The organism is Sedimentimonas flavescens, from assembly GCF_025154035.1.
GTDB lineage: Bacteria > Pseudomonadota > Alphaproteobacteria > Rhodobacterales > Rhodobacteraceae > Rhodobacter > Rhodobacter flavescens.
In genome coordinates, this window is record NZ_JAOALJ010000001.1 from 276,627 (window position 1) to 299,927 (window position 23,301).

23 protein-coding genes are annotated in these 23,301 nt (G+C 63.9%); 14 read left to right on the forward strand and 9 right to left on the reverse strand.

What is annotated here, in order from left to right:
* Positions 1-3: 3 nt before the first annotated feature.
* The 6 genes from N3C64_RS01365 to N3C64_RS01390 form a co-directional block, all read right to left on the reverse strand.
* Positions 4-906: a DMT family transporter gene (locus tag N3C64_RS01365; RefSeq protein WP_260011002.1), complete on the reverse strand. Its 903-nt coding sequence runs from the start codon at positions 904-906 to the stop codon at positions 4-6.
* Between the two features lie 148 nt (positions 907-1,054).
* Entirely contained in the window at positions 1,055-1,897 is an 843-nt protein-coding gene (locus N3C64_RS01370) for a fumarylacetoacetate hydrolase family protein (protein ID WP_260011005.1), read from the reverse strand.
* Positions 1,875-3,503, reverse strand: coding sequence for an Eco57I restriction-modification methylase domain-containing protein (locus N3C64_RS01375; protein WP_260011007.1), 1,629 nt, complete (start codon positions 3,501-3,503; stop codon positions 1,875-1,877). Before N3C64_RS01375 ends, N3C64_RS01370 begins: the two co-directional genes overlap by 23 nt.
* Positions 3,504-3,852: 349 nt before the next feature.
* Positions 3,853-5,094, reverse strand: coding sequence for a peptidase T (gene pepT / locus N3C64_RS01380; RefSeq protein WP_260011019.1), 1,242 nt, complete (start codon positions 5,092-5,094; stop codon positions 3,853-3,855).
* Between the two features lie 55 nt (positions 5,095-5,149).
* Complete coding sequence (locus N3C64_RS01385; protein ID WP_260011022.1) at positions 5,150-6,550, reverse strand: aspartate aminotransferase family protein; 1,401 nt, start codon at positions 6,548-6,550, stop codon at positions 5,150-5,152.
* Between the two features lie 150 nt (positions 6,551-6,700).
* Positions 6,701-7,441, reverse strand: coding sequence for a GntR family transcriptional regulator (locus tag N3C64_RS01390; RefSeq protein ID WP_311201856.1), 741 nt, complete (start codon positions 7,439-7,441; stop codon positions 6,701-6,703).
* 60 nt (positions 7,442-7,501) lie between these two features.
* Between N3C64_RS01390 and N3C64_RS01395 the strand changes: the two genes are divergently transcribed.
* The 9 genes from N3C64_RS01395 (at position 7,502) to N3C64_RS01435 (ending at position 16,148) form a co-directional block, all read left to right on the forward strand.
* Entirely contained in the window at positions 7,502-8,584 is a 1,083-nt protein-coding gene (locus N3C64_RS01395; RefSeq protein ID WP_260011025.1) for a polyamine ABC transporter substrate-binding protein, read from the forward strand.
* A gap of 85 nt (positions 8,585-8,669) precedes the next feature.
* Entirely contained in the window at positions 8,670-9,809 is a 1,140-nt protein-coding gene (locus tag N3C64_RS01400) for an ABC transporter ATP-binding protein (RefSeq protein ID WP_260011027.1), read from the forward strand.
* Between the two features lie 9 nt (positions 9,810-9,818).
* Positions 9,819-10,709, forward strand: coding sequence for an ABC transporter permease subunit (locus tag N3C64_RS01405; protein ID WP_218629433.1), 891 nt, complete (start codon positions 9,819-9,821; stop codon positions 10,707-10,709).
* On the forward strand, positions 10,706-11,524 hold the full coding sequence (locus N3C64_RS01410; protein WP_218629212.1) for an ABC transporter permease: 819 nt from the start codon (positions 10,706-10,708) through the stop codon (positions 11,522-11,524). The genes N3C64_RS01405 and N3C64_RS01410 overlap by 4 nt, the downstream gene beginning before the upstream one ends.
* A 45-nt stretch (positions 11,525-11,569) precedes the next feature.
* Positions 11,570-12,904, forward strand: coding sequence for an NAD(P)/FAD-dependent oxidoreductase (locus tag N3C64_RS01415; protein WP_260011034.1), 1,335 nt, complete (start codon positions 11,570-11,572; stop codon positions 12,902-12,904).
* A 76-nt stretch (positions 12,905-12,980) separates the two neighbouring features.
* Positions 12,981-13,766 carry a UDP-2,3-diacylglucosamine diphosphatase gene (locus tag N3C64_RS01420; RefSeq protein ID WP_260011037.1) on the forward strand — a complete coding sequence of 262 codons (786 nt, stop codon included), beginning with the start codon at positions 12,981-12,983 and terminating at the stop codon, positions 13,764-13,766.
* Positions 13,763-14,875 carry a ceramide glucosyltransferase gene (locus tag N3C64_RS01425; protein ID WP_260011040.1) on the forward strand — a complete coding sequence of 371 codons (1,113 nt, stop codon included), beginning with the start codon at positions 13,763-13,765 and terminating at the stop codon, positions 14,873-14,875. The genes N3C64_RS01420 and N3C64_RS01425 overlap by 4 nt, the downstream gene beginning before the upstream one ends.
* Positions 14,872-15,453, forward strand: coding sequence for a DedA family protein (locus N3C64_RS01430; RefSeq protein ID WP_218629215.1), 582 nt, complete (start codon positions 14,872-14,874; stop codon positions 15,451-15,453). Before N3C64_RS01425 ends, N3C64_RS01430 begins: the two co-directional genes overlap by 4 nt.
* Complete coding sequence (locus N3C64_RS01435) at positions 15,450-16,148, forward strand: glycosyltransferase family 2 protein (RefSeq protein WP_260011045.1); 699 nt, start codon at positions 15,450-15,452, stop codon at positions 16,146-16,148. The genes N3C64_RS01430 and N3C64_RS01435 overlap by 4 nt, the downstream gene beginning before the upstream one ends.
* Before the next feature lie 161 nt (positions 16,149-16,309).
* Here N3C64_RS01435 and N3C64_RS01440 read toward each other — a convergent pair whose 3' ends face one another.
* Positions 16,310-16,624, reverse strand: coding sequence for a hypothetical protein (locus N3C64_RS01440; protein WP_260011818.1), 315 nt, complete (start codon positions 16,622-16,624; stop codon positions 16,310-16,312).
* On the opposite strand from N3C64_RS01440, the gene N3C64_RS01445 reads away from it, so the two are divergent.
* The 5 genes from N3C64_RS01445 (at position 16,553) to N3C64_RS01465 (ending at position 21,775) form a co-directional block, all read left to right on the forward strand.
* A complete protein-coding gene (locus N3C64_RS01445) occupies positions 16,553-17,464 on the forward strand; it encodes a GDP-mannose 4,6-dehydratase (RefSeq protein ID WP_311201862.1) in 912 nt (303 codons plus the stop codon). The genes N3C64_RS01440 and N3C64_RS01445 overlap by 72 nt on opposite strands.
* Positions 17,461-18,456, forward strand: a complete 996-nt coding sequence (galE, locus tag N3C64_RS01450) for a UDP-glucose 4-epimerase GalE (protein ID WP_260011048.1) — start codon at positions 17,461-17,463, stop codon at positions 18,454-18,456. Before N3C64_RS01445 ends, galE begins: the two co-directional genes overlap by 4 nt.
* Position 18,457: 1 nt before the next feature.
* Positions 18,458-20,311 carry a glycosyltransferase family 2 protein gene (locus N3C64_RS01455; protein ID WP_260011052.1) on the forward strand — a complete coding sequence of 618 codons (1,854 nt, stop codon included), beginning with the start codon at positions 18,458-18,460 and terminating at the stop codon, positions 20,309-20,311.
* Positions 20,312-20,314: 3 nt separating this feature from the next.
* A complete protein-coding gene (locus N3C64_RS01460) occupies positions 20,315-21,226 on the forward strand; it encodes a glycoside hydrolase family 26 protein (RefSeq protein WP_375546086.1) in 912 nt (303 codons plus the stop codon).
* A gap of 246 nt (positions 21,227-21,472) precedes the next feature.
* Complete coding sequence (locus N3C64_RS01465; protein WP_260011056.1) at positions 21,473-21,775, forward strand: hypothetical protein; 303 nt, start codon at positions 21,473-21,475, stop codon at positions 21,773-21,775.
* Positions 21,776-21,816: 41 nt separating this feature from the next.
* Here the strand turns inward: N3C64_RS01465 and N3C64_RS01470 are convergent, their stop codons facing one another.
* Positions 21,817-22,290 (reverse strand): A24 family peptidase, encoded by a 474-nt coding sequence (locus N3C64_RS01470; protein WP_218629222.1) that lies wholly within the window; start codon positions 22,288-22,290, stop codon positions 21,817-21,819.
* A complete protein-coding gene (locus tag N3C64_RS01475; protein ID WP_218629223.1) occupies positions 22,290-23,096 on the reverse strand; it encodes a helix-turn-helix transcriptional regulator in 807 nt (268 codons plus the stop codon). The genes N3C64_RS01470 and N3C64_RS01475 overlap by 1 nt, the downstream gene beginning before the upstream one ends.
* Positions 23,097-23,301: the final 205 nt, after the last annotated feature.

Here is a 23,301-nt window from a genome sequence, read left to right on the forward strand (position 1 = left end):
CCCTCAACCCCGGCTCGCGACCAGGATCCCCGCAAGGATCGCGCCGAAACCGATGGCGTGATACATGTGCAGCTGCTCGCCCAGGAAAATCGTGGACAGCACCGCACCGTAAAGCGGCAGCAGGTGGATGGCCTGCCCTGCCCGCGCTGGCCCCGCGATCACCACCGCGCGCATGTAAAGGATATAGGCCAGCACCGAGGGCACCACGCCCACATAGATCAGCGCTAGAACCGAGGCCCCGGTCCAGACCGGCGCACGGCCCTGCGACAGCTCCCACCCCCACAGCGGCGCTAGAAAGACCAGCGCGATGGCGATCTGCACCGCCAGCAGGCCAAGCCGGTTCACCTCGGGCGGGAAGGATTTCAGCATCAGCGTATAGACCGCCCAGCACACCATCGCCGTGAAGATGATCAGATCCCCGCGCGAGAACTCAAGCGCGATCAGCCGAGACCAGTCGCCATGCAGAACGATGCTCGCCACCCCGAGCGTCGAGATCACCAGACCCGCGATCTGCGCGCCGCGCAAATGCTGACCCCAGAACAGCGCGCCGAGCGCCAGGATCAACAGCGGGATCGTAGAATTGAGCAGCATCCCGTTCGTCGCTGTGGTCGATTGCAGCCCCAGATAGACAAGCGCGTTGAACGCCACGACCCCCGGCACCGCCAGCCCCACGATCCGCAGCCAGTGCTGACGGTAAAGCGCGAAGTCACGCCGCATATAGGGCCAAGCGAAGGGCAAAAGGCACAACAGCGCAATCGCCCACCGCCCGAACGAAAGGCCCATCGGCGGCAACTCCCCGCGCGAGGCCCGCGCGACGATGAAATTCCCCGCCCAGAACAGCGGCGGCAGCGCCAGCGAGGCATAGCCCTTGAACCCGATCCCCGGTTGCGCCTGCGTCTCGCTCATACCGAACCCTTTCCTTTGGCCCCGGTGTGGGCGATTTCGGAGGACGCGGCAAGGGGCGCGCTACCCGCTCAGATCATGGCCGCATAGCCGCCAGCGAAATGCTCGCGGGTAGAACATCTGGCGATGGCGGATGGGCGCGCCCCTTGTGTCAGGCCGCGACAATCTCCTGCCGCTGCGCGCCAAGCCCCTCGATGCCCAGTTCGACCACATCGCCGACATTCAGGAAACGCGGCGGCTTCATCCCCATGCCCACGCCGGGCGGGGTGCCGGTGGTGATGATGTCGCCGGGCTCCAGCGTCATAAACTGGCTGAGATAGCTGACGAGGTAAGCGACGCCGTAAACCATCGTCGCGGTCGAGCCCTTCTGCATCCCCTGCCCGTTCACGCTCAGCCACATCGGCAGCGCCTGTGGGTCGGCCACCTCGTCGCGCGTCACCAGCCAGGGGCCGATCGGCGCGAAAGTGTCATGGCTCTTGCCCTTGACCCATTGGCCCGAACGCTCGGTCTGGAACCCGCGCTCGGACACATCATTGCACAGCATGTAGCCCGCGACGTGCTCCAGCGCCTCGTCCTTGGTCACATATTTCGCGCGCTTGCCGATGACGAAGGCCAGTTCCACCTCCCAGTCGAGCTTTTCGGACCCGCGCGGCTTTTCGGTCGCGTCATTGGGCCCGCAGATCGAACTGGTGGCCTTCATGAAGACCACTGGCTCGGGCGGAACCTGCATCCCGGCCTCGGCGGCGTGATCGGCGTAGTTAAGGCCAATGGCGATCATCTTGCCCACGCCCGCAACCGGCGCCCCGATCCGGGCGCCCTCGGGCACCTTCGGCAGCGTCGCGGGATCGAGCGCGCGCAGCGCCGCCAGCCCCTTGTCGGACAACACATCGCCCGAAATATCCCCCACGACCGAGGACAGATCGCGCATCGCCCCGGCCTCATCCAGCATCCCTGGCTTTTCGGCCCCGGCCTCACCCCAACGCAACAGTTTCATCGCTCGCTCCTCCGCTTGCCGCGTCCTGCGCGGCCTCCATCACCAACCGGGTCAGAGCGTCGTCCGCCCCGCTTTTTCCGTCGTTCAGCGCCTCCAGCGCCGCCCCGAGTGCCGCGATCCACGCCGCAGAGACCGCACGCAGGTCGGGCACCGGGATCTCCAACAGATCGCGCGGCTCGACCTTTTGCAATCCGCGCGCGTAGATCCGCATCCGGCCCCGCATCAGCGCCTGCACCGGCGCGCTGTTCAGGCAGGCCACAAGCGCCTTGGCGCGGGCCGGATCGTCCTGCAAAGGGAAGATGCCGTGGAATGCGGTCAACTGCCAGACCTCCGCCGTGTTCAGGATGAAGCGCATCTGCCCGCGCCCGAAGGTCGCGGCCCAGATCGGCGCACGGTAGAGCCGCTCGGGCGCATACCAGGGCCTGCGGTTGCGCGTCAGGAAGCGGTTGTGCAACCCCTCGGCCTCACCCTGCGCGACATAGGAGGCCTCGGCCTCGGTCAAGGATTTGGTTGGCGCGAAGAACTGGGTCGGGCGACCGGCCCTGATAAGCGATTTGAATTCCGCAGGCCCGAATATAAGCGATGGCACATCCGCCGATTTCGCGACACAGGGCAGGCATTGGCTCGCACGCAACCCAATCTCCGTCGCGCGTTCGCGGCTCAGATGAAAGAAACCGTTGGCCCCGGTGGCGATCCCGCGCCGCGTGGTGGCCAGCGCCGAAAGCGGCACGAACCCCGGCGGGATCGGCGCTTCATCGTCGCGGATCAACTCGTCCCATTTCGGGGCGGCCAGCAGCGCCTCGGGCGTGACCCACCGCTGCGTGACGCCAGGCGGCAAAGGGCCAGCGCGCGAAGGCAGCCGGGCATCGGCGGGCACGAAGGTCGCGCGGATTTCAGCCGGGATCGGTTCGACGTGCGCTGGCGCCTCCAGCAGCACCAGAGACGCCGTAGTCAGGGTCTTCTCGAACACCGGACGATAGGCACAGAACTGAATGATTTCTCTTAGATACCCACCCCTTACGAGATGTTCTTTAAGCGGCCCAGAGGTGTTGGCATTGGCCCATTCTGCAGGCAGCAGAAACGCCGCCCGCCCGCCCGGCGCCAGCCGCGCAAGCGCCTCGAACAGGAAAAGCACATAGGCATTCGTCAGCCCGGACAGCGCGATTCCGAAGTGCTCGGCCGTTGCGCGCACCTGCGCGCGCAGGGCGGTTCCGGCGCCGGGGCGCAGAAAAGGCGGGTTGGCGATAATCGCGTCAAAGCGCTCGTCGAGCGGTGCCTCGAAAAAGCTGGCCTCGTGCAGCGTCAGGTTCATGCCTGCACAAGCTGACCGGCCAGCGGCGGCGATCTGCGCGTCGAGCTCATAGCCCGTGACGGCAATCCTAGGCAGCCGGGCGACCACGGCGCGCGCAAGGATACCCGTCCCAAATGCCGGATCTAAAAGGGTTTTTGGATCTCTGCCGCCGACCCAATCGGCCATCGCAGCGGCGCAATCGGGCGGGGTCAGCACCTGAGCGAAACGCCTGCGATGGGCTTTCGTGCTGGCCTGAAGATAGGCACGCTCGGGGCTGGTCTGCCCGCCGCTCTCGCTGTCCTCATCCAAGCTCATGCCGCCCCCGTTCGGCCCGGATCATGGGCAAGCCTTGGGGCGGCTGCAAGCCCCCCTCTGCCCGCGCCAATGTGCACCGGAGAAATCGCTCATCAGCCCGCGCCACGCGCACATGGGCCTAGGACGGGCGGCCGCATCAGGTTGCGTCCCGGCGCTGGCTGGAGGATCACGTGGCTGCATGTCGGCAGACAAAGTACGGCGGCCGCCCGGACCGCCGCTCAAAGGCTTATAGAACAGCCTCAGCCATGCTGGCCCGGCGCCTCGTTCAAGACGTCACCGGAAGAATCAGCACCCAAATAACCTTTAATTTACAGGCCATTACGCTCACTTCAGAGTGCTGCGACCCGCCTTAGCCCTGCCGCACGGCATCGCGCACAAGACGCAGGCAGACGCGGGTCGCGACCGCCATGTCCTGCACCGAGATCCATTCGAGCGGCCCGTGGATCTCCTGCATCCCGGTGAAGATGTTGGGGCATGGCACGCCCATCTCCGTCAGGCGAGAGCCATCGGTGCCGCCGCGGATCGGAACCGAGAGCGGCTCGATCCCCTCCGCGCGGCAGGCGGCGCGGGCCAGCTCGACGGGGGTCATGTCGTTTTCCAGCCAGTAGCGCATGTTGCGGTATTGCGGCTTGATCTCACAGGTGATCGTGGCGCGGGGCTCGGTCGCGGCGACGGCCTCGCAGACCTTGCGCAACACTTCGCCACGCGCGGCCAGCCCGTCGCGCTCGAAATCGCGCAGGATGATCGACATTTCGCACTCGGCAGCCGTGCCGCCCATGTTGGTGATGTGCCAAAAACCGTCACGCCCGCCAGTGACCTCGGGGGTCTCAGTGGCCTGCGGCAGCATCTCGATGATCTTTGCCGCCAGGTGCAGCGCGTTGACCATCTTGCCCTTGGCCGTGCCCGGATGGGTCGAGACGCCCACGACCTTCACCTTGGCACCATCGGCCGAGAAGGTCTCGTATTCGATCTCGCCGACCGCGCCGCCATCGAGCGTATAGGCAAAGTCCGCCCCAAGATCCGCAGGCATCCGCGCATCGACGCCATGACCGATTTCCTCGTCGGGCGTGAAGGCGATGCGCAGCGTGCCATGTGGGATCGAGGCATCCGCGAGCAACTGCTCGGCCATGGTCATCAGGATGGCGATGCCCGCCTTGTCATCGGCGCCAAGAAGCGTGGTGCCCGAGGCGGTGATGATGTCATGCCCCACCTTCTCGGCCAGATAGGGCGCGGCCTCGGGCGTCAGGCGCAGGTTGGGCGCGTCGGGAAAGGTGATCTCGCCGCCGTTATAGCCGCGAATCACGCGCGGCTTCACACCCGTCGCGTTATAGGCGGGCGCGGTATCCATATGGGCCAGCAGGCCGATCACCGGACCACCCTCGACCGTGCCGGGAATGGTGGCCAGCACCGCGCCATACTCGGTGATGCGCACATCCTGGGCCCCGATCCGGGTCAGTTCGTCCTCAAGCATCCGCGCCAGATCAAGCTGGATCGCGGTCGAGGGCGACGTGCTGCTCGACTCGTCGCTTTGGGTGTCCACGGCCGCATAGCGGATAAGCCGCTCTTCGAGCGCAGCGTTGAATTGGGTCATGTGTACCTCCGGTCTGACATGAGAAGGGCGCCCGAAGGCGCCCCTGTCAAGTCGATCACTCTGCAGCCTGTTCCTGCCACAGGCCCTCGGCCTTGATCTTCTCGTAGGCCTCGTCGAGCGATTTGCGCGCCCGCACCATCAGCTCGTCAATCTCGGCCTTGGTGATGGTCAGCGGCGGCGAAATGATCATCCGGTCGCCGACGTGGCGCATGACGAGGTTGTTGGCAAAGCAGCGTTCGCGCGTGATCAGGCCGATGGTGCCCGACTTGGCGGCGAAAGCCGCGCGCTTGGCCTTGTTCGGCGTCAGCGCGATCGAGCCCATCATGCCGACGATCTTGGCCTCGCCCACCATCGGGTGGTCGGACAGGCTTTCCCACTTGGCCTTCAGATAGGGCGCGATTTCCGAGCGAACGCGGTCGATGAGGCCGTCCTCTTCGAGGATGCGCAGGTTCTCCAGCGCCACGGCGGCGGCGACCGGGTGGCCCGAATAGGTGTAGCCATGCGCGAATTCGTCACCCGCGTTGATAACCTTGGCCACCTCGTCCGAGACGATCGACGCACCCATCGGGATGTAGCCCGAGGTCAGGCCCTTCGCGACGGTCATGATGTCGGGCTCGATCCCGAGGGTCTGGCAACCAAACCAGTTGCCGGTGCGGCCGAACCCGCAGATCACCTCGTCGGCGATCAACAGGATGCCGTATTTCTTCACGATGCGCTGGATTTCGGGCCAGTAGGTCTCGGGGGCCACGATCACGCCGCCCGCACCCTGGATCGGCTCGCCGATGAAGGCCGCGACCTTTTCGGGCCCGACTTCGAGGATCTTCGCCTCAAGCTCCTGCGCGCGGGCGAGGCCGAATTCCTCGGGCGTCATGTCGCCGCCCTCGCTCCACCAGTCGGGCTGGTCGATATGGACGATATCCGGGATCGGCAGGCCACCCTGCTTGTGCATCCCCTTCATCCCGCCAAGCGAAGCCGCGCCGATGGTCGAGCCGTGATAACCGTTCCAGCGCGAGATGATGACCGTGCGCTCGGGCTGCTCTTTCACGTTCCAGTAGTGGCGCACCATGCGGATGTTGGTGTCGTTCGAATCCGAGCCCGAGCCGTTGAAGAACACGTGATTCAGATTGCCCGGCGCGAGTTCCGCCAGCTTCTTGGCCAGCGCGATCGCAGGGATATGCGAGGTCTGGAAAAACGTATTGTAGAAAGGCAGTTGGCGCATCTGGCGCGCGGCCACCTCGGCCAGCTCTTCGCGGCCATAGCCAATATTCATGCACCACAGGCCGGCCATGCCGTCAAGGATCTCGTTCCCCTCGGAATCGGTCAGCCAGACACCCTTGGCGCGGGTAATGATCCGCGCGCCCTTCTTGTTGAGCGCATCGCCATCGGTGAACGGGTGCATGTGGTGGGCAGCGTCAAGCGCCTGAAGTTCGGCAGTCGGCAGGTGATTTTCGATCATGTGAGTATCTCTCGGCTGGGCGCGATGGGATCTGTGCTGCGACTCGGCCCCGACCCGGACGAAAAGCGGGGCATGTCACAGCGCCTGCAATTCACAATATGATCAAAATTTAAGCCGTCAAGACGATTTGATCATATTTTGGATTTCGCCTCAGTCACCGACCAGAACGGCGCGTACGTTCTCAAGACCCTGCGCGATATCCTGACGGATCGCCTCCGCCGCGGCCTCGCCGTCGCCGGCCCTCAGCGCGTCAAGCGCCTCGATATGCATGTCGGGCAGGTTCTGGGTTCCGAACCGCCCGCACATTACCCGCAACGACGGCGCCGAGCGCAGCCAGAGCGCCTGCACGAGGGGCAGCAGAACACCGGCCTCGGCGACCGAATAAAGCGTCATATGGAAGCGATAGTTTTGCAGTAGGTACGCCTTCACATCCCCCCGCGCGATGGCCGCATTCAACGCGTCGTCGATGCTGCGCAACTCATGTATATGTGCCGCCGTTATCTTCTGCGCGGCGCGTCGGGCCAGTTCCGGCTCAAGCGCGGTCCGGGCATAGAGGATCTCGTCTATCTGCGACAGGGTCAGTTCGGGCACCGAAACGCGCCGATTCCCCTGGAACTGTAACGCCCCTTCCGAGATCAAACGCCGGATCGCCTCGCGCACCGGTGTCATGCCAGCGCCGAGCAACTCGACGAGTCCCTGGATCGTGACGGCTTGCCCCGGAGCGAAATCGCCGCCGAGGATCATGGTCCGCATTCCGCGATAAACGCTTTCATGCGCTGGCTGTTTTTGCAGCTCGGCGTTCAAAATTTCATTACTCCTTGACGTTGCCAGAAGGATGCCCTTGGCTTGCGGCCATGCCAAGGAAAAAAAATTCGTTGCGCCGCCGCACACAATTTGATCAAACTAGAGAAAACAACAAACGCAACCGAAATCCAATAGGGAAACTCTGACATGAAGACTATCTGGCTTCCGCTTGCCGCCCTGACCCTCGCGGGTGGTTCGGCCCTGGCCGAGGAGGTGCGGGTCTACAACTGGTCCGACTACATCGACGAGGCGCTGCTTGAAAAATTCGAGGCCGAGACCGGCATCGATCTGATTTACGACGTGTTCGACTCGAACGAGGTTCTTGAGACGAAGCTGCTCGCGGGTGGCTCGGGCTATGACGTCGTCGTTCCGACCGGCTCCTTCCTTGAGCGCCAGATCCAGGCTGGCGTGTTCCAGAAGCTCGACTTCTCGAAAATGCCGAACTCGGCGAACCTGTGGGACCTGATCAAGGACCGTACCGCAAAATACGACCCCGGCAACGAATATTCGATCAACTACATGTGGGGCACCACCGGCCTTGGCGTGAACGTCGGCAAGGTCAAGGAAGTGCTGGGCGAGGATGCACCGATCAACTCGCTCGATCTGGTCTTCAAGCCCGAGAACATGGAAAAGCTGGCGTCCTGCGGCGTCATGTTCCTTGATGCTCCGGCCGAGATCCTCCCGGCGGCGCTGAAATACATCGGCGAAGACCCGGACAGCAAGGATCCCGAAGCCATTGCCAAGGTCGAGCCGCTGCTGGTTGCCGTGCAACCTTACATCTCGAAGTTCCACAGCTCGGAATACATCAACGCGCTCGCCAACGGCGAGATCTGCGTGGCCTTCGGCTGGTCGGGTGACATCTTGCAGGCGCGCGATCGCGCCGCAGAGGCCGATAACGGCGTCGAGATCGCCTATAACGCGCCGAAAGAGGGCGCCCTGATGTGGTTTGACCAGATGGCCATTCCCGCCGATGCGCCGAACCCCGAAGGCGCGCTGAAGTTCCTGAACTTCATCATGGACGCGGAGAACATGGCCGCTGCCTCGAACTACGTCTACTACGCGAACGGCAACAAGGCCTCGCAGGACTTCCTGGTCGAGGACGTGATCGGCGATCCGGCGATCTACCCGGACGAGGCGACGATGGGGAACCTCTACACCACCACCGCCCCCGATCCGAAGGTGCAGCGCACCGTCACCCGCCTTTGGACCAAGATCAAGTCGGGCACCTGAGTCAGACCCGACAAGACCGCGCCCTGGCACTGCCCGGGCGCGGTTCTCGTTTTCTCAAACCTCTCCGTAGCCAGTCGAGGGCGTGATGGCCGAAGCCAATCCCCAGAAAGTCTTTGCCCCTTGGGAAGATCCCAATCAGGCACCGTTGATCCGTTTCGAGGGCGTGACGAAGAAATTCGGCACCTTCACCGCCGTGGACAACCTCAATCTTGATATCTATCGTGGCGAGTTCTTTGCGCTGCTTGGCCCATCGGGCTGCGGCAAGACCACGCTGATGCGGATGCTGGCGGGCTTCGAAGACCCTACGATGGGCAATATCTGGCTGGACGATGTGGATGTCGCGCCGATCCCGCCGAACAAGCGGCCCGTCAACATGATGTTCCAAAGCTATGCGCTGTTTCCGCATCTGACGGTCTGGGACAACATCGCGTTCGGCCTCAAGCGGTCGGACATGCCCAAGGAGCAGATCGGCGATCGCGTCCAAGCGATGCTGCGTCTGACCCGGCTGGAGCAATTCGCCAAGCGCAAACCGCACCAGATCTCGGGCGGTCAGCGTCAGCGCGTGGCGTTGGCACGCTCGCTGGCCAAGGCGCCGAAGCTGCTGCTGCTCGATGAGCCGCTCGGGGCGCTCGACAAGAAGCTGCGCCAGGAGACGCAGTTCGAACTGATGGACATTCAGGAAAAGACCGGCACTACCTTCGTGATCGTGACCCACGACCAGGAAGAGGCGATGACGGTCGCGACCCGCGTGGCCGTCATGGATCACGGCAAGCTCGTGCAGGTCGCCACCCCGGCAGGTATCTACGAGACGCCGAACTCGGTCTATGTCGCGGATTTCATCGGCGAGGTGAACATCATCGAGGGTGCGGCAGCGCCCATGGGGGACGGCAAGGTGGACATCGCCTTCGCGGAGGGCGTCGAGCCGATCCACGCCACCATCGGCGAGCCGGTCACTGCGGGCCAGAAGGTCTTCTTCGCGATCCGCCCCGAAAAAATTCACGTCGGCCGCGAACCTGATCCGACCCGCGCCAACCGGATCCGCGGCAAGGTCCATGACATCGCCTATCTGGGGAACATCTCGACCTACCGTGTCGAGCTGGAGACCGGGCAGATGATCTCGGCGCAGATGACCAACGCGCGTCGCCTGTCGCGCCGTGACTTCACCTGGGAGGACGAGGTCTGGCTGAGCTGGACCGACACTGCCGGCGTCGTATTGACGAGGTAAGCCATGAACCTGCGTCGCCTCACCCTGATCCTTGTCCCCTACCTGTGGCTCATGGGGTTCTTCCTGGTGCCGTTCCTGATCGTGGTGAAAATCGCGCTCTCGGATACGGCCATCGCGATCCCGCCCTACTGGCCGGTGCTGGACCTTTCGGCCGGCTGGACCGGGATCAAGGAGTTCTTCTCGGAGCTGGACTTCGAGAACTTCGTCTTCCTGACCGAGGACAGCCTTTACTGGAAGTCCTATCTCAGCTCGCTCCAGATTGCATCGATCTCGACCTTCCTGACGCTGCTGGTGGGCTACCCGATCGCCTATGCCATGGCGCAGGCGCCGGATGAATGGCGCCCCACGCTGATGATGCTGGTGATCTTGCCGTTCTGGACCTCGTTCCTGATCCGCGTCTATTCTTGGGTGGGGATCATCGCCAACGAAGGGCTGCTGAACCAGTTCCTGCTCTGGACCGGGCTGATTTCGGAACCGCTGCAGATCATGAACACCCCGACGGCGGTCTATATCGGTATCGTCTACACCTACCTGCCCTTCATGATCCTGCCAATCTACGCCACGCTTGAGAAGATGGACGGCTCGCTGATCGAGGCCGCGGTCGATCTGGGCTGCTCGCGCGGGAAAGCATTCTGGCTGGTCACCCTGCCGCTGTCGCGCCCGGGCATGATCGCAGGTTGCTTCCTTGTGTTCATCCCGGCGCTTGGCGAATTCGTGATCCCCTCGCTTCTGGGCGGCTCGCAGACGCTGATGATCGGCAAGGTGCTGTGGGAAGAGTTCTTCTCGAACCGTGACTGGCCGGTGGCCGCTGCGGTGGCGGTTGTGCTGCTGATGATCCTCGTGATCCCGATCATGCTGTTCCAGCGCAACCAGGAAAGACAAGAGGAGGCCGGCCGATGAACCGTCGCATGAGTTGGTTCAACGTCACCTCGCTGACGTTGGGGTTTGCCTTCCTCTACCTGCCGATGCTGATCCTGATCATCTACAGCTTCAACTCCTCGAAGCTGGTGACGGTCTGGGCCGGGTTCTCGACCAAGTGGTATGGCGAGTTGCTGCACAACCAGCAGTTCCTCGACGCTGCCTGGGTGACGCTGCGCGTTGGCGTGATGTCCTCGACCGCGGCGACGGTACTGGGCACGATGGCCGCCTATGTGATGGTGCGCGGCGGGCGCTTCTTTGGCCGGACGCTGTTCTCGGGCATGATCTACGCGCCGCTGGTGATGCCCGAGGTGATCACCGGTCTGTCGCTCTTGCTGCTGTTCATCGCCATTGGCCTCGATCGTGGCATCTTCACCATCGTGCTGGCACATACGACCTTCTCGATGTGCTACGTCTCGGTGGTCGTGTCGTCGCGCCTGATGACGTTTGACCGCTCGCTCGAAGAGGCGGCGCTGGATCTGGGCTGCTCGCCCTTCGACGCGTTCAAATCGGTGACGCTGCCGATCATCACCCCGGCGGTGATCTCGGGCTGGCTGCTGGCCTTCACGCTGTCGCTCGACGATCTGGTGATTGCCTCCTTCGCGTCTGGCCCGTCCTCGACCACGCTGCCGATCAAGATCTTCTCGGCGGTGCGCCTTGGGGTCTCGCCCGAGATCAACGCGCTCTCGACCATCATGATCGGGATCGTGGCAACCGGGGTGATCACCACCTCGCTGATCTCGAAGAACGCGATCCGCCGCCAGCGGCAGGAAGAGCTGGAAGGCACCAAACAGTGATGCGGGCGGCGTGCGCGCCGCCCCACCCTTTCTCTGCGTGATCTCATGCTGAAGCACATCTACGAACCGGCTGCCTATGCGGCGCAGTCGCTTGACGGCTGCTACTGGGTCTCGACCGCCCCGCAAGCGCCTGACTACGCGCCGCTTGCAGGCGAGGCGCGGGCCGAGTTTGCCGTGATCGGCGGCGGCTTCACCGGCCTTTCCGCCGCTTTGCGTCTGGCCGAGGCGGGTGTGGATGTGGCGGTGCTTGACATGCATGCGCCAGGCTGGGGCGCGTCGGGGCGCAATGGCGGGTTTTGCTGCATGGGCGGCTCCAAGGCCAGCGGTGCAACGCTGCTGCGCCGCTACGGCGCCGACGAACTTGCGCGCCACCGCGCCGCCGAGGTCTCCTCGATCGAGACGGTCGCCGATATTGCCGCGCGCTACGGGATCGAGCTGGACCGTCATTCCGATGGCGAGGTGCAACTGGCCCACCGCCCCGCCGCCTTCGAGGAGATGCGCGCCGAGGCTGCGACGCTCGCGCGCGAACTGGGCTGCGAGACGCGCCTGATCGGCCCGACCGAGCTGGCCGCCGAAGGGCTGGCCGCGCAGGGAATGCACGGCGCGCTGCATGTACGGCTTGGCTTCGGCCTCAACCCCCGCAAATACGTGCTTGGCCTGGCCGAGGCCGTCACCCGGCTTGGCGGGCGTATCCATGCCCATAGCACGGTGGAACAGATCACCCGCGCGGGCGAAGACTATGTCCTGCGCACCTCGGGCGGCACATTAAGGGCGCGACATATCCTTCTGGCAACGAACGGATATTCTTCGGACAACTTGCCAGACTGGATGCGCGCGCGTTACCTGCCGGCGCAAAGCTCGGTCATCGTCACGCGACCGCTAAGCGACGATGAGATCGCCGCGCAGGGCTGGTCGAGCGACCTGATGGCCTATGACTCGCGCAACCTGCTGCACTACTTCCGCCTGATGCCGAACCGCCAGATGCTGTTCGGGATGCGCGGCGGCGTGCGCTGGACGCCCGCCGACCACGCCGCGATCAGGCGCGAGATCAGGCGCGACTTCGACACCATGTTCCCCGCCTGGCGCGAGGTCGAGACGCCTTGGTTCTGGTCGGGTCTGGCGAACGTCGCGCGCGATCTAGTGCCTTTCGTGGGCCAGATCGGCGACTGGCCGCGCGCGTTTGCATCGTTTGCCTATCACGGCAACGGGGTTGCAATGGGAACCTGGTGCGGCGCGCAGATGGCCGATCTTGCGCTTGGGCGCGAAACCGCCCTGCCCGATTTCTACCGCGCACCGCCCAAACGATTTGAGCTTGGGCCCGCGCGGCGGCTCGCGCTGATCATGGCCTACCACTATTACAAGATCATGGACGGCAAATAACCCGATCTGGGGGGTGCGTCACATTCCCGATACAGCAAGTTGCGATAGCTGAGGCTGAATCAGACGGAGCCTCGCCATGCAGCACGCCGCCTCCCCCAAGCTCAGCGCACGCAGCCTGTTCATATCGGATCTGCATCTGGGGGCGCGCGGCTCCCGCGCGGCCAGCATCCTCGAGTTCCTGCAGGGCGTCGAGGCGCAGCGGATCTACCTCGTCGGCGATATCCTCGACATCTGGCACCCCGCCGCCGTGCACTGGAGCGAGACACATGACGCGATCATCGACTGGTTCGGCGCGCAGGTCGCCGCCGGGCGCGAGGTGATCTACCTCTACGGCAACCACGACCGCGAGATGCGGGTGAACTTCCCCCGCCCGCTGCCCGCTCTGACGGTGGCCGAGCGCGTGACCCACGAGGCTGCCGACGGGCGGCGCTACCTCGTGCTTCATGGCGATCAATGCGACATGCGCATCCTGCGCTGGCACCTGATGACGCGGATCGGCAGCCGCTGCGATGCGCTCTTGCGTCGGATCGACCAGTGGCTGCGCCGTCGCCGCAACCTGTCCGAGGGCGAGCGCAGCCTGATCCAGATCGCGCTTGCCGGCATCAATCACCTGCTGGCCATGGGCGACGGGTTCGAGGGCCGCCTGCGCGCCTTGGCACGCGCGGCCAGCCACGACGGCATCATCTGCGGCCATTCGCACAAGCCCGCCCTGCGCGAGGAAGACGGCGTGATCTACGCCAACTGCGGCGATTGGGTAGACAGCATGACCGCCCTAATCGAGGGCGAAGACGGCCGCCTGCAACTGCTGGAATGGTCGCCCGAGGCGATCCCGGCAAGCGACCTGCGGGAGCAACTGGCATGACCTATCTTCTGGCACTCGGTCTGGCATTCACCCTTGGCCTGCATCTGCTGACCGCGCTGCTGGCAGGGCTGCGCTACCGCCGCCCCGCGCCCCCCGAGGCGCCTCCGCTCCTGCCGCCGATCACGCTGATCCGCCCGGTCTGCGGCCTTGACCCTTTCGATGCCGAGACACTGGCCTCGTCCTTCGGGCTCGATTACCCGGCCTATGAGGTGATCTTTTGCGCCGCGCATGAAGATGACCCCGCCGTGCAACTGGTGCGAGACCTGATTGCCGCGCATCCGGGCACCGAAGCGCGCCTTCTGATCGGCGAGGATCGCATCACCGCGAACCCCAAGCTGAATAACCTGCAAAAGAGCATCGCCGCCGCGCGCCATGACTGGCTGGCGATGGCAGACTCGAACCTTCTGCTGCCGCGCACCTATCTGCGCGACCTCGTGGCCGCCTGGCAGGAAGACACCGGCCTTGTCAGCGCGCCCCCGGCCGGCATCCGCCCCGAGAACCTTTGGGGCGCGGTCGAGTGTGCCTTCCTGAACACCTGCCAGGCGCGCTGGCAACTTGCGGCCGACGCCGTGGGGCTCGGGTTCGCGCAGGGCAAGACACTGTTCTGGCGCCGCGACATCCTGATCCGGGGCGGCGGGCTGGAGGCCCTCGGCCGCAACATGGCCGAGGACGTGGCCGCTACGAAATTCATCCGCGAACAGGGGCTGCGAGTGCGATTGCCCCGCACGCTTTTCGCCCAACCCATCGGCCAGCGCACGGCCAGCACGATCTGGCAGCGCCAGCTGCGCTGGTCCAAGGTGCGCCGCGATGGCTTTGTCCTGCTTTTCGCCGCCGAGATCCTGCAAGGCCCGCTTTTGCCGCTGGCGCTAAGCCTCGCGCTGTGGCTGACGGGCGCGTTGCCCGGCTGGGTGCCCGCCGTGCTGCCGCTGATCTGGTATGGCGCCGAGTGGCTGTTGGCGCGTGTGGCGGGCTGGCCCTCGGGCGCGCGCGATCTGTTGGCATTCGTTATCCGTGACGCGATGCTGCCCGCGCTCTGGGTCGTCACCTGGCGGTCGCGCAATTTCGACTGGCGCGGGACCAAGATGGTGCCGAGCGAACACCCGCTATGATCGGACTTGAGACCGTTATCGCGCTGATCTCGAAGCACGGGCTGACGCTTGTCGCGCCGATTGCCGTGATCGAGGGGCCAATCGTTACCGTCATCGCGGCCTGGCTGGCCAGCCAGCACCTGCTGGATCTGTGGCGCGTCACGCTGGTTGTGGTTCTGGCCGATCTGATCGGTGATCTGATCTGGTATGCGCTCGGGCGATGGGGCCTTGCACATCTGCCGCAGGGCGTTCTGCGCCGTCTCGGGCTGCGCCCTGCGCGGCTGGAACTGCTGGCGGGGCAATTCCGCAAGAAGGGCGCACGCATCCTGATCTTCGGGAAATGGACCCATAGCGCGGGGGCCGCCATCCTGATCGCGGCTGGCGTGGCCCGGATGAACACTTGGCGGTTCCTCTGGGTGAACCTGATGGCCTCGATCCCGAAGAGCCTGTTCTTCGTCGCCCTGGGCTACGGTTTCGGCTCCGCCTACGGCCAGATCGAGGGCTGGATCTTCCGCGGCTCGCTCGCCCTGCTTGTCGCCACCTTACTGATCGGCGCGATCTGGCTCAGCCGCCAATGCGCCCGCAAGAGACCTGCATGACCCACGATCCCTTCACGCTGAGCTGTCTGATCCCCGCCTATAATGAAGGGCCGCGCATTGCGCAGGTTCTGGCCGCCGTCGCGAACCATCCGCTGATCGACGAGGTGATCGTGATCGACGATGGCTCCTCGGATGACACGGCCAAGATCGCTGGTGGCTTTGGGGTCCGGGTGCTGACCCAGTCGCCCAATGGCGGCAAGACCCGCGCCGTGGTGGCCGGCATTGCTGCGGCGCGCGGCAGCCATCTGTTGCTGCTCGACGCCGATCTGCTTGGCCTGACGCCAGACGCCCTGAGCGCGTTGATCGAGCCCGTGCGCAGCGGCGCGGTTCAGGCCACGATCAGCCTGCGCGGGAACGCTCCTGCGCCCTGGCGGCTGATCGGGCTCGATTACATCTCGGGGGAGCGGGTGCTGCCGCGCCACATCCTTGCGGCACAGCTACAGGCTCTGACGGAACTGCCCCGCTTCGGACTTGAGGTATTCATGAACCGGCTGTGGCTGCATCACCGGCTGCGCCTGCGCGTGGTGCGCTGGCCGGAGGTTGCCAGCCCGATGAAGCATTCCAAGCGCGGCTGGCGTGCCGGGATCAGCGCCGACCTGAGGATGATGGCCGACATTTTCGCCACCATCCCCCCGCAGGAGGCGCTGCGGCAGATCCTGCAAATGCGCGCAGCCAGTTCCGAGCTACGCCCCTGAGTCGCAAGAATCGGTAATAACCGCTGCCCATTTTTGCGCCATCAAATCGCCGTATTTTTCACCAAACCTTACGCGCGCGCGAAGCAAATACTATCCTTTTGGATAGGTCTCCGCACATTCCAGCGCATATTTTACCAAGCATTCCATAATATTTATCGACGTTATATGAATAACTTGCGCAGTCTCAAAGCGTTACTGAGGAAAGTTGTATATGCTTTTGAAATAGAGGCTTTTTCGGACGTCACCCGGCTTTGACAGCGTGCCGCCGCGCAGAGGCTTCGGTTGAGAGGGTAGTCATGAATAGTCTTCCAACCTTCAATCCTGGACCCGGCACCATTGCTGGGCGCGGCCACATCATTATCACAGGTGGCGCGGGATTCATTGGTTCCAATCTTTGCGAACGACTGGTCAAATCGGGCGAATGTGTTGTCTGCATCGACAATCTCGAGACCGGGCGGATGGAAAATATCGCCCATCTGATCGGCCGCCCCGGGTTCAGTTTTTTTCTGCACGACATTGTGCAGCCCTTCGACGTGAAGGGGCCGGTGGCGCAGATCTACAATCTCGCCTGCGCGGCCTCGCCGCCGAAATATCAGTTGCACCCGGTGCACACCTTCAAGACCTCGGTGATCGGGGCGATCAACCTGCTGGAGCTTGCCGGACGCAAGGGTGCGCGCATCCTGCAATCCTCAACCTCCGAGGTTTACGGCGACCCCGACATCAGCCCGCAGCGCGAGGATTACCGCGGCCTGGTGAACACCGTCGGCCCGCGCTCGTGCTACGATGAGGGTAAGCGCGCCAGCGAGACGCTGTTTCACGACTTCCACCTGCGCCGGAACACCGACGTCCGGATCGCGCGCATCTTCAACACTTACGGGCCACGCATGGACCCCGAGGATGGCCGCGTGATCTCGAACTTCTCGGTTCAGGCGCTTTCGGGGCTGCCGCTGACGGTTTACGGCGACGGCAAACAGACGCGCTCGCTATGCTATATCGACGACATGCTGGACGGGCTGATTGCCCTGATGAACACCGACACCGCAGGCCCCGACCCGGTCAATCTGGGCAACCCCGGCGAGTATACGGTGCTGGAAATCGCCGATATGATCCTTGAGATGAGCGGTTCGCCCGCGAGCATCACCTATCGCGACCTGCCGCGCGACGATCCGCATCAGCGCTGCCCCGACATCGGGCGGGCGATCCGGTTGCTGGGTTGGGCGCCCAAGGTCTCGCTGCGCGAGGGGCTTGTGCCCACGCTGGCCTATTTCCGCGAGGAGATCCTGCGCAGCGCCCGCACGAAGGAGCGATCTGCTTGAGCCACGGCCTACCAGGGCGAATCCTTGTCACCGGCGGCGCAGGCTATATCGGCTCTCACTGCTGCAAGGCGCTGCATCAGGCGGGGCGCACGCCCGTTGTCTATGACAACCTGTCGCGCGGCCATGCGGATGCGGTGAAATGGGGGCCGCTGGTCGTGGGCGACATGCGCGACGAGGCATTACTGACGCAGACCCTGCGCGAGCATCGGATCGAGGCGGTGATCCATTTCGCCGCCCTCGCCTATGTCGGCGAGAGTGTCACGGCGCCGGAAGCCTATTACAGCAATAACGTGGGCGGGATGATCGCGCTTGTGAATGCCATGCGGCAGGCGGGCGTCGGGCAGATCGTCTTTTCGTCCAGCTGCGCGACCTATGGCACGCCTGACACCCTGCCGATCCGAGAGGATGCGCCGCAGCGCCCGATCAACCCCTACGGGCGCACCAAGCTGATCTGCGAATGGATGCTGCGCGACGCCGCCGCGGCGCATGGGCTGCGCTTTGCCGCGCTGCGCTATTTCAACGCGGCCGGCGCCGACCCCGAGGGCGTGATCGGCGAGCGCCACGACCCCGAGACCCACGTTCTGCCGCTGGCGCTGATGGCAGCCTCCGGCCAGGCCCCGCCCCTGCAGGTCTTTGGCACCGATTACCCGACTGCAGACGGCACCTGCATCCGCGACTACATCCACGTCACCGATCTGGCGCGCGCGCATCTGCTGGCACTGGAGCATCTGGCGCGCGGGGGCGAGAACCTCGCGCTGAACCTCGGGACGGGCGTTGGCGCTTCGGTCCGTCAGGTCGTGGCCGCCGTCGAGCGAGCGACGGGCCGCAAGGTGCCGCTGAGCGAGGCCCCACGCCGTGCGGGCGACCCGGCCGAGCTGACCGCCGACCCCTCGCGCGCCGCCGATCTTCTGGGCTTTACCGCGCAATATCGCGATCTGGACGAGATCGCCGCCCACGCGGCCCCATGGTTCGGCCATTCCCGGGGCGGCTAAGATGACACCGCAGCCCCCGCCCTCGCATCAGACGCCCACGCAGGAGCGTCCCTTCCTTGCGCCCCTGACAACGGGCTGGCGCGCGTTCAAGTATCACCTGATCGCGGGGGCATGGCTGATCGCGGCGGGGTGGTTCTGGTCTTGGTGGTTACGCCCTGATCATGTGATCGGCGCCTGGCGCTTTGTCATCGTGACCGGGGCGATGGCCTGGATCTACGGGATGCAGCTCTATTTCGTGCTGATCTTCCTGCAGGCCCGGCGCAGTGTCGCGCCCGCCCCTCAGCCCGGCCAGTGGCGCGTTGCGATGATCGTCACCAAGACCCCGGCCGAGCCCTTCGAGGTGGTGCGCCGGACGCTTGAGGCGATGCTGGCGCAGGACTACCCGCATGACACCTGGCTGGCCGACGAAGACCCTGCGCCCGAGACCATCGCCTGGTGCGCAAGCCACGGCGTCAAGATATCCTCGCGCAAGGGGATCGCGGCCTATCACCGCGCGGAGTGGCCCCGCCGCTCCCGCTGCAAGGAAGGCAACCTGGCCTATTTCTACGACACCTGGGGCTATCGCGATTACGACATCGTCAGCCAGCTTGACGCCGATCACGTCCCCCAGCCGGGTTACCTGCGCGAGATGCTGCGCCCCTTTGCCGATCCTGCGGTGGGCTATGTCTCGGCACCGTCGATCTGCGGCGCGAATGCCGCGCAAAGCTGGTCGGCACGAACGCGGCTTTATTCCGAGGCCGCGTTCCACGGTGTCTTTCAGGCGGGCTATACCGGCGTTCTGACACCCATGTGCATCGGCTCGCATTACGCGGTGCGGACAGCGGCGCTGAAACAGGTGGGCGGCCTTGGCCCGGAACTGGCCGAGGATCACTCGACCACGATGCTGATGGCCTCGGGCGGTTGGCGCGGCGTGCACGCCATCGACGCAATCGCCATCGGCGATGGCCCGGCGAACCTGCCCGATCTGGTCACGCAGGAATTCCAGTGGTCGCGCAGCCTGCTCAGCCTGCTGCTGCGCTACACGCCGCGATACCTCGGCACGATGCCGCTGCGGCTGAAGCTGCTCTTCTTGCTGTGCCAGACCTGGTATGTGTTTTTTGCGATCAGCATGGCGATGATGTATCTGGTGCCGATCATCGCGGTCACATTCGACATCCGCATCGCGGATGTGACCTACCCGGCGTTTCTGGGGCACTCGCTGCCAGCTGTGCTGGCGATGGTCGTTTTCGCCTATTCGATGCGCCGTGACGGGTTCTTCCGCCCGCGCGAGGCCAAGGTGATCGCCTGGGAAAAGGCGCTGTTCGTGACCCTGCAATGGCCCTGGGTCGTCTGGGGCTGCGTGATGGCGGTGCGCGACCGGCTGACCGGCCGTTTCGTCGATTTTCGCATCACTCCAAAGGGCACAGCGGCCTCGGCCCGGCTACCCGGGAAAATCGTGGCCGTCTATGCACTTCTGGCGCTTGGTGCGCTTGTTCCGGTGATCGCTGTCGGAGGTGTGACAGAAGCGCGCGGCTTCTATTTGCTCTCTCTCGTCAACACTATGTTATACTTGAGTCTTGTAGCGGTCACGATTGTCCGCCACCTGATCGAAAACCGGATCGACTGGCGCCAGCAACGTCGGGCGATCATGGCCCAGACCGGGACATTGACGGCGATCGCCCTGCTGACCGGAACCGCGCTGTGGATGCGCGGCGAAGAGAGCCTGCAAGCGCTCATCTATGGTTTGTCGCCGGTGGGCGTCACGCAAGCAGAATACGTTGTGTCCGGCGCGGGCATGGGCAAGCCGGGCGAGGTTCGGTTCCGATTCAACCCGGAACTGTGGGAGGCAATTGGCCAGTTCGGCCAGTGGAGGTGAAACATGGAACTCAGAGGACATAGCGGCGGCTTACGCAAAGGCGTGGCATCGGCACTCGCGACAGTGCTGGGTGCCGTATTCACGGCGGCAGCCGTTTACGCTGCCCCGCCCGGCGACGTGCCTTTCGGGGTCTATGACCCGGATGGCGATTTCATCGACGACAAGCAGGTCGTGATCGAGGAGCTTTTCCTGCCTTGGGAAGACGTTTATCTGCCCTCGCTCAACGATGCGGATGCCTATGCGCTCGAACGCAATCGCGCGCTTCTGGTGACGCTGGAGCCCTGGACCTGGTCGCGCAGCGAGCGCAACACCGCGCAATATCTGCGGCGCGGGATTTTCGCGGGTGAATACGATCCCAACATGAAGGCGGTGTGCGATGTGCTTGGCACGCTGAAAAGCCCGGTCACGCTGCGCTTCATGCACGAGATGGACGACCGCAGCGGTCAGTTCATCTGGTCGGGCTGGAAGCCGGAGGATTACGTCGCCGCCTACAAGCGGATGGTCGATGTCTGCAAGGCCTCGGCGCCCAACATCACCCTGATGTGGTCGCCGCTCGGCAATGAGGACATGGACGACTACTATCCGGGCGACGATTACGCCGACCTGATCGGCCTGACGGTCTTTGGCCTTCAGGCATGGGATCAGGCCAAGATCGGCCACGACCAGACCTTCGACGAGATCTTCGCCCCGCGCTATGAGCGCGCCTCGAAATACGGCAAGCCCGTCGTTGTCGCGGAACTCGGTTACGTCGGCAAGGAAGGCTACGTGAACGACTGGGACAACTCGGTGCGCAAGACCAAGCCCGAGTATCCGAATCTCGTGGGTGTCGTCTATTTCAACCAGCTAGAGGTTTACCCCTGGCCCGAAGGCTTCGGTCAGCCCGACTGGCGTGTGAAAAACCACATCTTGGAATGACGCACGGGTCAGCCGGCGAGATATTGCCGATCTGAGCCGACGAATCTAAACCCTTGAATGCGCGCGGACAATCCTCCGCGCGCATTGTCATTTTCCCCTGCCACAGTTTCGCCACCCCAAGGCCCCGGTAGCGCCGCGCTTGACCGGTATATTTTTTTTGCCCAAACCGGAGACCTGAAAAAGACTTCTGGTCCTCGCTCCGGCAAAGGCGTTGGCCGTTAGAAACTTCGTGATAGGCAGAGCAAAATGTCGCTAATCAAATCGATGAAGCAGGCCAGCCTGGCTGCACTGGTCTCGGCTGGTATGTTCGCACTCATGCCCGCCCAATCCGCTCAGGCGGAGCAGGCTGGCGTAATCGCCGTTCCCACCGTCAAGTTCGTGGCAAAATCGGTTGCGGGCAAAGGCAGCGCCAAGTTCGACTGGCTTGCCAAGCGCAATCCGCGCCCCGAGAAGTCGGTTCTGGCCGCCTACAATGCGCCGATCGGCTCGGGCAGCTGGATCTGCTCGCCCGCGGGCTTCGGTAAGAAATCGCAGTGCTACGCGCGCTGAGCACCTGAAAATGCCGTTGGCCCGGCGTCTCGACGCCGGGGTCAGGCGGTGACCATCAGGACGAGCGGCAGCAAGATACCCGCCAGCGCGATGGATATGCCCATCGGCAGCTTGCCCTTGGCCCGGCTGCTGACCCAATCCAACTTGCGGCTGAGCGGTGAAGCCTGCAGGGCTACGATAAAGACGATCCCGACCAACAGCGAGAAGCTGAAGATATAGCCAAACGGTATCAGCGCGGTCGATGGCACGAACAGCATCAGCGCCGCCAGAAGTTTGACATCCCCCCCACCGAACATCTTCGCGACAAACAGCGCAAAGCCGATCGCAAAGACGATCGCGGCGGCCGCGACGCGCATCCCGATCTCATGCCAGGTCAACAAGGGCGCGGTTACGACGAACAAAGCCAGTGCGATCAGCACCAGCTTGTTCGGAATCCGCATGATCCGAAGGTCGCTGACGCCCGCCGCGACAAGGACAGGCGACAACAGCAGTATTGGCAGTAATCCGGCGTTCATCAGGCCACTTTGCTGGAACCTGACCCAGAATCTCCGAACGGCGCGGCCGTGACAAGCGAATAAAGCAGCTCCGCCAGATTATGCGTACCGGTCTTGGCATAGAGGTTCGACAGATGGGTGCGCAGGGTCGAGTCGCTGATATGCAGCTCTTCCTTGACGGCATCGGTCGAACGACCGCGGCTGAGCAACAGGCAGACGCGATACTCGGCCCGGCTAAGGCGCGCCGGGTTCTCAACACTGAGGATCGGCGGCCCAGGCTGCACCGAGGCCCGCGCCTCTTCCACGCGCAGAAGCGCCTCGGTGAAGAGGCCCCGCGCACGGTTGCGCCAGGTGCGCGTCAGCGTCTCGCCCAGCATGTTCAGCAAGGCTTGCTGGTAATTGCGCGGACGATCAAGGAAGTGGATCTCAAGCGTGTCGATGGTGCGCTCGCCGACCTCAAGCGGGATGACAACCAATTCGCTCAGATGGCGGCGGGAATGGAAGGTCATCAGGTCTTGCGAGATGCTGTCCTCGACCATCGACTTGAACCAGATGGTGCCCGCCCGCGCGCGATCGAAATAGTCGCGCAACACGCTACGCGCGTAGGAGTGATCGAGTCGCGCACCCATCGCATCCGCCGCGCGGCGATCGAACGCGATCACACGCGGCGCAACGCTGCTGTCTTTCGGGCTTCGCGAGATTGCAATAGCCTCGGCATCGAGGCTGACAGCCAGAATCTCAAGCGTCTTGAGAATCGGCTCCTTGCCATGCAGGCACTCGCACCACTGCGCAATCGCGCCAATCATGCCCGCTTCGATAACACGCATTTTGTCTGAGCCCGTACGGCTTGCTCCAAGAGCGTCCATGGCCTCTCCCAACAACTGGCTAAATCAACACTGAACAATAAATATACACCCAGAGTCATCCATTAGCCTAACGTCTGTCAACTAAACAGACTGTTGCCAAGAATAACCTAAAGAAAAAATGGGGTTACTGGTGTTAGCTTACCACAGGGGTGACCGTCGCGCGGCG